The 12,315-nt window shown below is 63.5% G+C and carries 14 protein-coding genes; 4 read left to right on the forward strand and 10 right to left on the reverse strand.

Features of this window, described 5'->3' with window-relative positions; translation table 11 throughout:
* Positions 1-39 precede the first annotated feature (39 nt).
* On the reverse strand, positions 40-1,665 hold the full coding sequence (aceB, locus tag HDE77_RS15655; RefSeq protein WP_184418802.1) for a malate synthase A: 1,626 nt from the start codon (positions 1,663-1,665) through the stop codon (positions 40-42).
* A 126-nt stretch (positions 1,666-1,791) separates the two neighbouring features.
* On the opposite strand from aceB, the gene HDE77_RS15660 reads away from it, so the two are divergent.
* A complete protein-coding gene (locus HDE77_RS15660) occupies positions 1,792-2,832 on the forward strand; it encodes a LysR family transcriptional regulator (protein WP_184418804.1) in 1,041 nt (346 codons plus the stop codon).
* A gap of 94 nt (positions 2,833-2,926) precedes the next feature.
* On the opposite strand, the gene HDE77_RS15665 is transcribed toward HDE77_RS15660, so the two are convergent.
* The 7 genes from HDE77_RS15665 to HDE77_RS15695 form a co-directional block, all read right to left on the reverse strand.
* On the reverse strand, positions 2,927-3,523 hold the full coding sequence (locus tag HDE77_RS15665) for a lysophospholipid acyltransferase family protein (RefSeq protein WP_184418806.1): 597 nt from the start codon (positions 3,521-3,523) through the stop codon (positions 2,927-2,929).
* Positions 3,520-3,942 carry an alternative ribosome rescue aminoacyl-tRNA hydrolase ArfB gene (arfB, locus tag HDE77_RS15670; protein ID WP_184418807.1) on the reverse strand — a complete coding sequence of 141 codons (423 nt, stop codon included), beginning with the start codon at positions 3,940-3,942 and terminating at the stop codon, positions 3,520-3,522. Before arfB ends, HDE77_RS15665 begins: the two co-directional genes overlap by 4 nt.
* Before the next feature lie 108 nt (positions 3,943-4,050).
* Positions 4,051-4,773, reverse strand: coding sequence for a pseudouridine synthase (locus tag HDE77_RS15675; protein ID WP_184418809.1), 723 nt, complete (start codon positions 4,771-4,773; stop codon positions 4,051-4,053).
* A 124-nt stretch (positions 4,774-4,897) separates the two neighbouring features.
* A complete protein-coding gene (gene ubiB, locus HDE77_RS15680) occupies positions 4,898-6,547 on the reverse strand; it encodes a ubiquinone biosynthesis regulatory protein kinase UbiB (protein WP_184418810.1) in 1,650 nt (549 codons plus the stop codon).
* The gene (locus HDE77_RS15685; protein ID WP_184418812.1) at positions 6,544-7,194 is read right to left on the reverse strand and encodes an SCP2 sterol-binding domain-containing protein; all 651 of its coding nucleotides are present in this window, start codon (positions 7,192-7,194) and stop codon (positions 6,544-6,546) included. Before HDE77_RS15685 ends, ubiB begins: the two co-directional genes overlap by 4 nt.
* Before the next feature lie 61 nt (positions 7,195-7,255).
* Positions 7,256-7,750, reverse strand: a complete 495-nt coding sequence (locus tag HDE77_RS15690; protein ID WP_184418814.1) for a tRNA (cytidine(34)-2'-O)-methyltransferase — start codon at positions 7,748-7,750, stop codon at positions 7,256-7,258.
* Positions 7,751-7,818: 68 nt separating this feature from the next.
* Entirely contained in the window at positions 7,819-8,022 is a 204-nt protein-coding gene (locus tag HDE77_RS15695; RefSeq protein WP_184418816.1) for a hypothetical protein, read from the reverse strand.
* Positions 8,023-8,346: 324 nt separating this feature from the next.
* Between HDE77_RS15695 and HDE77_RS15700 the strand changes: the two genes are divergently transcribed.
* Together HDE77_RS15700 and pssA are read left to right on the forward strand one after the other, a co-directional pair.
* Entirely contained in the window at positions 8,347-8,754 is a 408-nt protein-coding gene (locus tag HDE77_RS15700) for a DUF4156 domain-containing protein (RefSeq protein WP_184418818.1), read from the forward strand.
* Between the two features lie 136 nt (positions 8,755-8,890).
* On the forward strand, positions 8,891-10,291 hold the full coding sequence (pssA, locus tag HDE77_RS15705) for a CDP-diacylglycerol--serine O-phosphatidyltransferase (protein ID WP_184418820.1): 1,401 nt from the start codon (positions 8,891-8,893) through the stop codon (positions 10,289-10,291).
* A 77-nt stretch (positions 10,292-10,368) separates the two neighbouring features.
* Here the strand turns inward: pssA and HDE77_RS15710 are convergent, their stop codons facing one another.
* Together HDE77_RS15710 and HDE77_RS15715 are read right to left on the reverse strand one after the other, a co-directional pair.
* Positions 10,369-10,986, reverse strand: coding sequence for a GNAT family protein (locus HDE77_RS15710; RefSeq protein WP_184418822.1), 618 nt, complete (start codon positions 10,984-10,986; stop codon positions 10,369-10,371).
* 27 nt (positions 10,987-11,013) lie between these two features.
* The gene (locus HDE77_RS15715; protein ID WP_184418938.1) at positions 11,014-11,220 is read right to left on the reverse strand and encodes a DUF465 domain-containing protein; all 207 of its coding nucleotides are present in this window, start codon (positions 11,218-11,220) and stop codon (positions 11,014-11,016) included.
* A gap of 351 nt (positions 11,221-11,571) precedes the next feature.
* Between HDE77_RS15715 and HDE77_RS15720 the strand changes: the two genes are divergently transcribed.
* Complete coding sequence (locus HDE77_RS15720) at positions 11,572-12,315, forward strand: response regulator transcription factor (protein WP_184418824.1); 744 nt, start codon at positions 11,572-11,574, stop codon at positions 12,313-12,315.

The raw sequence follows: 12,315 nt of genomic DNA on the forward strand, positions 1-12,315 counted from the left end.
TTTTCGTGTCGCGACTGAAGTCGCTCCCACAAAAGGCAGTCAGGCGAGCTGGTCGTAGGCGGGCAGGGTGAGGAAGTCGCCCAGCTGGTCGGCATGAGTCAGTGCGGACAGCAGCGCGGCCGCCGCGTCGGCGCGGGTGGCGCCAGGCAGATCGCTGTCACGCAGCCGGTGGACGTGCGCGGCGAGCGCGTGATCGAACAGGGCGAAGTCGATCGGCGCATGGTCGGGAAATTCCAGTCCACCGTGATGCAGCCACTGCCACAGCTGCGCGCGGGCGATCTCGGCGGTCGCGGCATCTTCCATCAGATGATGGATCGGTACGCAGCCGAGGCCGTCCAGCCAGGCGGCGGTGTAGCGCAGGCAGACCTCGACGTTGTTGTCGAAGCCGGCGCGACTGATCGTGCCGGCGCATGGCGCGATCAGCTGATCGCGCGTCACCTGCACATCCTTGCGCAGCACATCGAGCTGGTTCGGCGCTGGCATGTACTGGTCGAAGATTTCCTGCGCCACCGGCACCAGCGCGGGATGCGCGACCCAGGTGCCGTCGTGACCGGCTTGCACCTCGCGCAGCTTGTCGGCGCGAACCTTGGTCAGAGCAGCCTCGTTCGCTGCTTCATCGCCCTTGATCGGAATCTGCGCGGCCATGCCGCCCATGGCGAAGGCGCCGCGGCGATGGCAGGTCTGGATCAGCAACTCGGAATAATTCTTCAGGAACGGCACGGTCATCAGCACCTGACCGCGCTCGGGCAGCAGGCGGTCGCGATGACTGCGCAGGGTTTTCAGGTACGAGAAGATGTAGTCCCAGCGACCGCAATTGAGACCGACGATGCGACCGCGCAGCGCGTGCAGGATCTCGTGCATCTGGAACGCCGCAGGCAGCGTCTCGATCAGCACAGTGGCTTTCATGCAGTTCGATGGAAGCGCCAGCTCGGCCTCGGCTAGCGCCATCACCTCGTTCCACAGCGCCGCTTCTTCCATCGACTGCAGCTTGGGCAGATAGAAATAGGGGCCACGATCGCTGGACTGCAGGGTATGGGCGTTGTGGAAGACAAACAGACCGAAGTCGACCAGCGCACCGGCCATCGGCTCGTCGTCAACGCTGATGTGCTTGTCGACCAGATGCCAGCCGCGTGGGCGCACCACCAGCACTGCCGGGTTGTCGTGTACACGGTACTGCTTGCCCTCGGGCGTGCTGAATTCGAGTGTGCCATTCACTGCATCGCGCAGATTGATCTGGCCGTCCATCTGGTTCGCGAAGGTGGGCGCCGAGGAGTCCTCGAAGTCGGCCATGAAGACCTTCGCGCCGGAATTGAGCGCGTTGATGATCATCTTGCGTTCGACCGGGCCGGTGATTTCAACGCGACGATCCTGCAAGGCAGCTGGAATCGACGCCACGCGCCAGTCCGACTCGCGGATCGCGACGGTGTCGGCGCGGAAATCCGGCAGCGCGCCGGCGTCAAAGCGTGCCTGGAGTTCGCGGCGGCCCTGCAGCAATCGCTGCCGCGTGGCCTCGAAACGGCGATGCAGCCGGGTCAGAAAAGCCAACGCCGCCGGGGTCAGGACGTCCTCGTAGCCCGCGCGATCCGCGTGGATCTCAATCGCTTGGGGACCGAGCGCACCGGTATCGGGCGCGCCGTTGTCGAGAATCTCCCTGGGTACTGCCATGACTTCGCTCCGTTCTCGTTGGATAGAGCTCGAAGCTAGGCCGGATACCGTTATTTGACAAAGTGAATGTTTCAATCATTACTATGAGCATTACCAATACACCAGTCAACGTATTGAATAACCAGCATGAAAAAGCCCGCTGACCCCCTGAAAGAAACGAAAACGATGCGCCGTAAGGCATCAAAAAAGCCCGCCGCCGGTGACCGGGCGCCGGACGAAGGTGGGCGTTACTACTACAAAGGTAATCGGCACAAGCAGCTGCGCGCCTTTGTAACGGTGGTGAAGTTGGGCACGCTGACCCGCGCGGCCGAGGCACTGTTTTTGTCGCAGCCGACGATCAGCCTGCAATTGCAGGCGCTGGAACGCGAGCTCGGCGTAAGCCTGGTCGAGCGCCGCCGTCGCCGCATCAATCTCACCAATGCGGGCGAGGCGCTGTACGAGCTGGCGCGCCCATTGGTCGAGGGCTGGGAAACTCTGGATCGCGACTTCCAGGCCCGGGTGCAGGGCTTGCAGGGTGGCCGGCTGACCATCGCCGCTGGCACCTCGACGATCCAGTATTTGCTACCCGAGCTGGTGCGTCGCTACCGCGAGCGTTTTCCTGCCGTGCAGCTGCAACTGGCGAATGTCACCGGCAAGGATGGGCTGGCACTGCTGCGTGCGGATCAGGCCGACTTCGCGGTCGGCTCGATGCTGGATGTGCCGAACGACATCGCCTGGGCGCCAGTGCATCACTACGACCCGATGCTGATCATGCCGAGGGATCATCCCCTTGCCAGCAAGGAGAAGGTCACGCTGGAGGATCTGTCGCCCTACGGGCTGATCCTGCCGCCGCAGCGGCTATCCACCTACCGGTTGGTCGACCTGATGTTCCAGCAGCGTCAGGTGCCTTATCAGGTGGCGCTGGAGGTTGGCGGCTGGGACGTGATCAAGGAGTACGTGGCGATGGGGCTGGGCATCTCGATCGTCACCGGCATCTGCATCACCGAAGCCGATCACGCGCGTCTGGCCGTGCGCAACATGAAGCAGTATTTCCCGCAGCGCAGCTACGGTGTGGTGATGCGCAAGGGCAAGTTTCTCAGCGCGGAAGCGCGCGCCTTCATCGACCTGATCCGCCCCGGCCTGCTGACCCATCGTGATTATGATGAATCGGGGCACTCGCAGCGCTGATGCGTTGCCCACCGCCAAGGGCCACCCCACCCCAGCCCTCCACCGCCAGCAGGGGAGGGAGCACATCGAGGGCCTCTCGGAGATTCAAACTAGCTCAGACGTCGTGATGCTTGCCCTTGAATGGCGCGTAGAACGCGCGCAGTCGGGCGATGTCCGCGTCCATGTCGTCGCTGGTTTGGAACAGCGGCCCGACGCCGATGGTTCGGTTCGCGTAGTTGAAATACGCCGGCACGATCGGCACGCCGGCGTCGCGGGCGATGTGCCAGAAGCCGCTGCGCCAGCGCGCCACATGCCGGCGCGTGCCTTCCGGCGCGATGCCCAGCCACAGGGCGTCGCGCTGGCGGAACTGGTCGATCATCTGCTCGACGATACCCTTGGCAGCGCCGCGATCGATGGCCATGCCGCCGAGTTGGCGCAGCAGACTGCCGAGGGGTCCGACAAACAATTCCTGTTTGGCCATGAAGTGCACATCGGCGCCGATCGCCGCCTTCATCAGCAGTCCCCAGATGCCGTCCCACCATGACGAATGCGGCGCGGCGATCAGCACTGCCTTGGGCACGTCGGGGAACTCACCTGCCAGGCACCAACCGCACAGGCGAAGTATCAGGCGGCAGGTTCGGCGCCGCAATCCATCGCGCAGCCGCGGCATGCGCGGCGGTAGCTGCGCCGGCGAAGGGATGCGTTTGCTCATTCGAAGTCCGGTTTACGCGAACGGGTTTGCTTGATCTTGCCGCGCTGCTGCTTGCCGACCAGGCGACGTTCCTTGGAGGCCCGCGTCGGGCGGGTGGCGACGCGCTTTTTCGGCGGCACCAGCACGCCGCGGATAATCTCGACCAGTCGCTCGCGCACATCATCGCGATTGCGTGCCTGATCACGGAAGCGACGCGCTTGTATCACCAGCACGCCTTCGCTGGTCAGTCGGCGGTCGCGTCGGGCCAGCAGCCGCGTGCGAATTTCTTCGGGCAATGATGGCGAGTTGATCACGTCGAAGCGCAACTCGACCGCGCTCTCGGTTCGATTCACATGCTGCCCGCCCGGACCATCGGCGCGTAGGAAACGTTCGAAGAGTTCGGACTCAGGCAGGGTGATGGTGTCGCTGATGATCAACATGGCGGAAGTGTAGGGGGAGCAGGAGCGAGAGACGAGGGGCGAGTAGCGAGGGCGCAAAAATCGGACCGGTTGGCCGCACCCGCGAAAGCCTGCCATCGAGCGCCCTCGCTACTCGTCTCCCGCTACTCGCCCCTCTCCCGGCAACGTCCACTCGAAGCGCGCCAGCAAGCCTGCGTACGCCGCATCCAGCGGTGCCGCGATCAGCATCGGCGCACCGCTGAGCGGATGTGCGAAACGCAGCTGCCATGCATGCAGCAGCATCCGGTGACAATGAAAATATTGCTTGTACAGACGATTGTGGTCGCCGCGACCGTGCTGGCAATCGCCAATGATCGGATGATGGATATGCGCCAAGTGCTTGCGGATCTGCCGGAAGCGGCCGCTCTCCGGCTCGGCCAGCACCAGCGCGTAACGCTGCTGCGGATAACGACCCAGTTCGATCGGCACTTCGATGGTGGCGAGTCGCTGATAGTGCGTGCGCGCCTCACGGCGGGGGCCGGTTTCGCGTGAGCCGGGCAGCGGGTAGTCGATGCACCCTGCATCCGGCTCGGGCCAGCCACGCACTACCGCGAGGTATTGCTTGCGAACCGAGCGACCCATGAACTGCTCGCCAAGTGTGGCGGCAATTTCGCTGGATCGTGCGATCAGCAGCACGCCGCTGGTCGCGCGATCCAGCCGGTGCGCCAGATACACAATGCCACCGACCTGCTCGCGCAGCTGGTCAATCAGAAACTCTTCGGCATTGCCCACCATCTTGGAGCGATGCACGGCCAGGCCGGCGGGCTTGTTCACCGCGATCAGCGCATCGTCCTGGTAGAGAATGTCGAGCATGGTTACCGTGGGGAATGGTCGGGGGAGTAACTGTGGGAGCAACTTCAGTCGCGATCGCTCTGAGTGCGAAATACAGAGGCTAAAGCATCGCGACTGAAGTCGCTCCCACAGGGGCTGGCTGGTTTCAGCGCGAACGCGGCCAGCCGATGCTGAAGGACAGCAACCCAGCTGCAGCAATAAGCACTGGCGGCCAGATGCCGTGCTGCGGCGTCAGTGTCCACAACAGTGTGGCACCGAGCAGCAGTGAGCTGCCGAGCAGGCCGCAGGCCAGCAGTTTGTGCTGACGATGCGCCTGATCGCGCAGCAACTTCAGTGCTTGCGGATCGCTCAGCGTGCGTTGTTCGCCGCGACCGATCTGGCGCAGTGCATCGCGTACCAGTTCGGGTATCTGTGGAGCGCTGTTCAGCCATTCGGGCACGCGCTTGCGCACTTCGCGCAGCGTGCGCAGGGGGCTGTAGCGCTCACGCAGGATGCGCTTGAGTACCGGATGCGCAACCGCCCAGATATCGATCTCGGGGTCGAGCATGCGGCCGACGCCTTCGATATTCAGCAAGGTCTTTTGCAGCAGGATCAGCTGAGGCTGAAGGGTCAGCTCGAAACGGCGTGCTGTCTGGAACAGTTTCACCACCAGCTCGGCCAGCGATATCTGCGACAGCGGGCGGGTGAAGTACGGCTCGCATACAGTGCGCACCGCTGCTTCCAGTTCGTCCAGGCGCACGTCGGCGGGCATCCAGCCGGCAGCAACGTGCAGCTGCGCGATGCGCGCATAGTCGCGCTCGAACAGCGCGATGAAGTTTTGCGCCAGCCAGTACTGGTCAGCCTCCGGCAACGAACCCATGATGCCGAAATCCAGCGCGATGAAACGCGGTTCGGTCGTGCGCGTTGGATCGACCCAGATGTTGCCGGGGTGAGCGTCGGCGTGGAAGAAATTGTCGCGGAACACCTGTTCGTAGAACACCCGCACGCCTTTCACGGCGAGCGCCTTGCGGTCGAGTCCGGCCGCATCGATCGCGGCAATGTCGTCCGAGCTGATGCCATGCACACGCTCCAGCGTCAGCACGCGCTGCGCGGTGAGCTCCCAGTGCACGGCCGGTACGTACAGGTCGACGCCGCTGTCGAAGTTGCGCTTGAGCAGGCTGGCGCTGGCGCCCTCGCGTTGCAGGTCCAGCTCGTTCTCCAGCATCTTCTCGACTTCGGCGACCACGTCGAGCGGGCGGATCTTGTCGGCATTCGGATGCCAGCGCTGGGCCAGTTCGCCCAGCGAATGCAGCAGACGTACATCACGGGCGATCTGCGCATCGATGCCGGGGCGCAGCACTTTCACGACTACCTCGCGGCCATCGTGCAGCGTGGCAGCGTGTACCTGGGCGATCGACGCGGAAGCCAGCGGCGTTTCGTCGAATTGGGCGTATAGATGGCCAATCGGTGATTTCAATTCACGCTCGACGATGGCGCGCGCTTCGCTGCCGGGGAACGGGGCGACCTGATCCTGCAGCAGTGACAGCTCGTCGGCGATATCAGCCGGTATCAGGTCACGCCGGGTCGACAGCACCTGGCCGGCCTTGACGAAGATCGGCCCCAGTTCGGTCAATGCCAGACGCAGGCGTTCGCCGCGAGACAGTTGCCCGCTGTTGGCGCGCGGTCGCGCCAACAGCGGGCGCACCAGTTTAAGCGGGCGGAACAGATGCGCCGCGTCAACCAGCTCGTCGAGTCGGTACGCCAGCAGCACCGAGGCAACCCGCAGCAGCCGCGGCACGACTTTCAGCGGCGTCACGCGGCGTTGCCCTGCAGGCGCTGGGCTAGTCGCAGCACGCGCGATTCCAGCCGCTCGCTGCGTTCGCGTACGTTGTCCACGCCATCGAGAAAGCTCTCGACCTCGCCAGGTGCCAGCGCAATCCGCGCTTCATCGCGCAGCCAGTCGGCGCCATCTTCGGTGAGATGCGCAGCGGTTTCGCGCGCATGGGCCAGCCCCTTGCGTACAGCCTTGGCCAGCGGCACGCCCATGACATCGCCGAACGTGCGCGCGAAAGCCTCTTCGAAATCCGGGGCGAACTTGCTGGCGAGCTTTTCCAGCCGGCGCGCCAACTCGGCGTCCCCGGCGATCTCGACTTTGCCTGGCGCGATGCCGTCATCGTCGCGCCGAAACAGCATCGCGAGCAGACTGCCGGGTGTGGCAGCGACGCGTAGCTGGCTGTCTTCCAGCGGCGGTCCGACGATCAGGCGTGCATCTTTGACCGTCACTGCCAGCGCGATTTCCGGTCCGCGCAGATGCAGCTGCACGCTGCGGCCATTCAGCGCGGTGAGCCGTTGCTGGGTATCCGGATCGAGCGCAAGCGTGTGGTTCAGTGCGGTTTCCAGTGCGCGTCCGGCGAGTTTGCGCAGTGGTTGCGGTAACCAGGAGTTGGGAGTGGCGGCATTCATCCCGCGATTGTAGCCGTGCTGACCACAATCTGTAGGAGCTGCGGTGTGCGCGTGCTGGCTTTTAACTGGTTGACGTGGAGGGTTCGCGCACAGGGTACGCTCCTGCGAAACCAAGCTGGCGCCAGGCCTCGTAGACGGCCACGGCCACCGTGTTGGACAGATTCAGGCTGCGACTGTCCGGGCGCATCGGCAGGCGCAGGCGTTGTGCGGCCGGGATCGCCTCCAGCACTTCAGCGGGCAGGCCAGCCGTTTCGCAGCCGAACAGCAGCGCGTCACCGTCGGCAAAACGTGCGTCGACGTGGGCGACCTGCGCGCGGGTAGTGAAGGCGAAGACGCGGGGTGCGCCGATCGTGGCGAGACAGCTGGCCAGGTCGTCATGCACACAGATGCTGGCGTACTCGTGGTAGTCCAGTCCGGCGCGGCGCAGTCGGGCGTCGTCAAGTGCGAAGCCCAGCGGGCGGATCAGGTGCAGCATCGCGCCGGTGTTCGCACACAGGCGAATCACGTTGCCGGTGTTCGGCGGGATCTCGGGGCGGAACAGGATGACATGTAGCATCCGGTCATTATCGCCCGCTCCGACACGATTGCGCCGAACACGTCCTTCAATCGATTCGCCAGGTGCCTTCAACCGGGCAGGCGCGGGCAGACCACACCGTCCGGTGGCAGTGCGCAGCTGGTTGGCGCGGTCAGCAGGATCGAGCCCAGGCTCTGATTCGAGGCCAGCTGCACGCTCGGCGACGTAGTGGTCACCATCGCACCCAGGACCAGCGCACTCAAGGCGAAGCAGGCGGCAAACAGGCTGCGCAACATCAATGTTTCGTATTTCATGATCATCTCTCCGTCGAATGGATTAAGCCCTGCAGTCTTGGGAGAGCAAGTGGTGTGCCAACTATTTTGCGCAGCATAAATAGTTGATATGTAAGTATGTTCTTGATCTTGACCCAGCTGCCAACGATGTCCGCGGACAGTCGCTCTGCCCCCGCCGGACAACCGGACAATCGGACACTCATTCACCGGGCCAGATCGCGGCCCGCCCCGGCCATCCACGTTTTGGATTCGTTGGGGGACGCGCTGGCGCCCTCGCGTTAGGATGGAGCCTGGGTCGGCGACGGCTCTACCTCCTTTTTTCAAGTCACCGCTGCGGAGCCATCCATGCGCAAGACCCTGTTGTTGCTCGTCCCCGTGCTGTTGCTGAGCGCCTGCACCTGGGGGATCACTCTGGACGATGCCGCCCGCAACGTGCACACGGCCTGGAGCGGTGACGTATCCACCTGCCGCGATCTGGGTAAAGTCACCGTCTCCGTGATGGACCGCGTGGGTCCGATCGATCGCAACGACATCACCGTGCGTGACGAACTGGAAGTGATGGCGCGCAATCAGGCCGCGCAGATGCATGCCGACACCATCAAGCCATTGGCCGAGCCAAACGATGGTTCGCAGCCGTGGGGCGCCTACCAGTGCGGTGCACGCCAGATCGCGCCGGCGACTTCACCGGGCACGCCAGCGATACCGAATTCCGCTCCCGGCAATGCACAGACCTTCCCGGTCAAGGGCGGCTGAGTCGCCGCAAACCCTGAAACCGGAGGCGCCCGGTGTGCCTCTTGATGGCTGGCCTGCAGCAGGGCTGTCCGCATCGGGGTAGGCGCACCCATCGCGGTTTGCGATGATGGGCAATGTTGCGGATGCCAAACCCCCCATGAACAAGCTGATGACCACGCCCCGTCGCCTGGCACGGCGGATCCTTTCGCCGCTGCGCGCACCAAAGGCGCAGACGCTGCTGGGGGCGTTGCCTTCGTTCGCGCTGCCTGCTGCTGCGATCGAAGTGCTACCCGATCCCGCCGCGTTTCGGCAGACGCTGCTGCAGCTCATCGCACAAGCCACGCGCCGTATCGTGATTGTGACGCTCTACCTGCAGGACGATGACGGTGGCCGCGAAGTGCTGGATGCGTTGTATGCGGCGAAGGCCGCACATCCCGAATTGCAGATTTCGGTATTCGTCGATTGGCATCGTGCACGGCGTGGGTTGATCGGCAAGCAGAAAAGTGAAGGCAATGCCGGTATGTACCGTGAGTACGCCGAGCGCCTTGGGCCGGGCGTTGCGATCTATGGTGTGCCGGTGCAGAACCGTGAGTTGTTCGGCGTGCTGCACCTGAAGGGTTTTGTGATCGATGATGCCGTGCTGTACAGCGGCGCGAGTCTCAATGACGTCTATCTGGAGCGGCAGGGTCGTTACCGGCTCGATCGTTACCACCTGCTTCGGCATCGCGGACTGGCCGATGCGATGGCCGCTTTCGTGCATCATGATTTCTTCGGCAGCGATGCCGTGCGTCGCTTGAATGTATCCGAGGTCCCAGTCACGCGCACCCTGCTGGGGCCGATCCGCGAATTTCGCCAGGCCTTGCAGCAGGCCCACTACGACGTGCCGCGCGACGCATTGGGGCCGGCCGACGTGGCGGTGACGCCACTGCTCGGTTTCGGTCGCACCGACAACGCGCTCAACGACACTTTGCTTGCGCTGTTGCGCAGCACGCGCGAGCGGGTGATTCTGCTGACGCCGTATTTCAATCTGCCCAAGCCGGTGCGTGTCGTGCTGGGCCAGTTGCTGCGACGCGGCTGCACGATCGACATCATGATCGGCGACAAGACTGCCAACGATTTCTACATCCCGCCGGGACAGCCATTCAAGACGATTGGGCTGTTGCCCTATCTCTATGAAAACAATCTGCGGCGTTTCGCACGGGCGCATCGACGACAAATCGCCAGTGGCCAGCTGAATATTTATCTGTGGCGCGATGGCGACAACAGCTATCACCTGAAAGGCCTGTTCGTCGATGACGACGTGGCCGTCCTCACCGGCAACAATCTCAATCCACGCGCATGGGCGCTGGATCTTGAAAACGGCCTGGTGCTGCGCGACCCCGCGCGATTGCTGCATGCGAAGCACCAGGCTGAATGGGCGGCGTTGAGGCGACATGCCACGCGGCTGTCCGATGATCTCGCGCTGGAAAGCCCTCGGCATTATCCGGCGGAGGTGCGCAAGCAACTGAAGCGGTTGAACCGCACCCGCCTCGATCGGCTGGTCAACCGGTTGCTTTGATCGGTCTTTATAGGAGCGCACCCTGTGCGCGATCGCTTGTCGCGATGATCAAGAGCAATCGCGCACAGGGTGCGCCCCTACAACGGTGCTGGCGCAGGAGCAAGGGCGAGGCGCTGTAGCCGCATGCCCAGCCAGCGATCCACGTCAGGCCATTCATCGGCCACGATGCTGTAGCAGACCGTGTCGCGCAGCGTGCCGTCGGGACGGCGTTTGTGGGCACGCAAAATACCGTCGTAATGGGCGCCAAGGCGCCCGATCGCGCGCTGCGAATCGAGATTGCGGCGGTCGGTGTGCAATTCCACTGCCACGCAATGGATCACCTCAAACGCGTGGCGCAGCAGCAGTCGTTTGCAGGCGGTGTTCAAGTGACTTTTCTGCCAACGTCGCGCGTACCAGGTGTGGCCGATCGCCAGACGTGGCAGTTCGGTCACGATGTCGTAATAGCGGGTCGTGCCCACGATCTCGCCGCTGGTCAGTTCGCGCACGGCGAACGGCAGCATCAGCCCTTCGCTTTGGGCTTGCAGGGCTTTTTCGACATAGCTGCGTGCCTGTCCCGGGGGCGGCACACTGGTGAACCACAGGTTCCACAATTCACCGTCGGCCGCAGCGGCTTCCAGTGCCGGCACGTGATCGAGGCGTAACGGTTCCAACGCGACGTATTCGTCCTGCAGGCAGGTCGGGGTCAGCTGGCTCATCGATATTCCGGTCTGAGGCGATCGCGCTCAGGCGTCGAGGTCGGGAATCAATTTGCTTTCGAGTCGTGCGATGTTGTCTTTCAGCAGCAACTTGCGCTTCTTCAGCCGGGTCAGCTGCAATTCGTCGCGGCCAATCGCCGTGGCCAGCTGGTCGATCACCGTATCGAGGTCACGATGCTCCATCCGCAGCTCGGCCAGCAGATGGACAATTTCGGCGTGATCCTGAACCTGCATAGCGACGAAGACGGCGGCTAGGGAGAACCCTCCTAGTCTAACGCCGTTTGGGCCCGTCGGACGCCCATCGGCCAGCTGGCTACAACGAGGTTTTCTCCGTGCCCACATCAAAGTGCCGATGGGAATTGCCATCCATTCCCGTACAGAAATACATCGGCCGCAGCGGGAAAGCCGAGGCTGCCGCCGCCGTAGACCGGCAATGCCATAAGTGCGTGCACCCACCGCTGTCGCGCCTCGTTCACCGGTGTCCAACGCGACAGCGACGAAGACATGTTGCTTGACGCAGGATGCGGCGGCGCACTATGAATGCGCATCCGCCCACGCGACACAGTGATACCAAAGCCGCGCAACATGACTGATCAAACTTCGAAGGTGGCCGCCCGAACACCGGCCCGCGCGTGGCGCATTGGCGTTCTGGAAGACGATGCGCAGCTGCGTGAAGGCATCATCCTTCCGGGATTGCGGTATTTCGGTTTTGAGGTGACTGGCGCGGGGACGGCCTCCGAGCTTTACCGGAACATGCTTCGACAGCAGTTCGACCTGGTGGTGCTGGACATTGGCCTGCCCGATGAGGACGGCCTGAGTGTCGTGCAACATCTGCGCGAGATTTCCAAGCTCGGCATTTGCATGCTGACCGGCAACACGGGCCAGGAAGACCATATCCGCGCGCTGTCCAATGGCGCCGACGCGTTCCTGTCCAAACCGGTGAATATCGAGGTGTTGGCGGCGACGCTGCATAGCGTCGCGCGTCGTCTGGCGCAGAACGACGCTGCAGCAACCTTGCATGGAGTGACCGAGTCGGGACACTGGCGCCTGGACACGGACGACTGGTGCCTGGTCACACCGAGCGGCCTGCCGCTGCCATTGACGGCTCCGGAGCGTTGCATACTTCGGGTGCTGGTGGCAGCCGCGGGTGAGCCGGTCTCGCGCGAAACGTTGATTGCCGCGCTGACTTGCGATGTCTACGAATTTGATCCGCACCGCCTGGAAATGATGGTGCATCGACTGCGCCGCAAGGCACAGGAAGCGGCCGGCCAGCCCTTGCCGCTGCTGACGCTGCGGGGGCAGGGCTATCTGTTCGCCAGCCAATCCTGA

The sequence above is a fragment of the Rhodanobacter sp. MP7CTX1 genome, from assembly GCF_014205795.1.
Classification (GTDB): domain Bacteria; phylum Pseudomonadota; class Gammaproteobacteria; order Xanthomonadales; family Rhodanobacteraceae; genus Rhodanobacter.

Bases quoted from the DNA above. Each gene is read 5' to 3' on its own strand.
- HDE77_RS15665 (WP_184418806.1), bottom strand. From the start codon at position 3,523: ATGAGCAAACGCATCCCTTCGCCGGCGCAGCTACCGCCGCGCATGCCG.
- HDE77_RS15660 (WP_184418804.1), top strand. From the start codon at position 1,792: ATGAAAAAGCCCGCTGACCCCCTGAAAGAAACGAAAACGATGCGCCGT.
- arfB (WP_184418807.1), bottom strand. From the start codon at position 3,942: ATGTTGATCATCAGCGACACCATCACCCTGCCTGAGTCCGAACTCTTC.
- HDE77_RS15720 (WP_184418824.1), top strand. From the start codon at position 11,572: ATGACTGATCAAACTTCGAAGGTGGCCGCCCGAACACCGGCCCGCGCG.
- aceB (WP_184418802.1), bottom strand. From the start codon at position 1,665: ATGGCAGTACCCAGGGAGATTCTCGACAACGGCGCGCCCGATACCGGT.
- HDE77_RS15700 (WP_184418818.1), top strand. From the start codon at position 8,347: ATGCGCAAGACCCTGTTGTTGCTCGTCCCCGTGCTGTTGCTGAGCGCC.
- HDE77_RS15675 (WP_184418809.1), bottom strand. From the start codon at position 4,773: ATGCTCGACATTCTCTACCAGGACGATGCGCTGATCGCGGTGAACAAG.
- HDE77_RS15685 (WP_184418812.1), bottom strand. From the start codon at position 7,194: ATGAATGCCGCCACTCCCAACTCCTGGTTACCGCAACCACTGCGCAAA.
- HDE77_RS15710 (WP_184418822.1), bottom strand. From the start codon at position 10,986: ATGAGCCAGCTGACCCCGACCTGCCTGCAGGACGAATACGTCGCGTTG.
- pssA (WP_184418820.1), top strand. From the start codon at position 8,891: ATGAACAAGCTGATGACCACGCCCCGTCGCCTGGCACGGCGGATCCTT.
- HDE77_RS15690 (WP_184418814.1), bottom strand. From the start codon at position 7,750: ATGCTACATGTCATCCTGTTCCGCCCCGAGATCCCGCCGAACACCGGC.
- HDE77_RS15695 (WP_184418816.1), bottom strand. From the start codon at position 8,022: ATGAAATACGAAACATTGATGTTGCGCAGCCTGTTTGCCGCCTGCTTC.
- HDE77_RS15715 (WP_184418938.1), bottom strand. From the start codon at position 11,220: ATGCAGGTTCAGGATCACGCCGAAATTGTCCATCTGCTGGCCGAGCTG.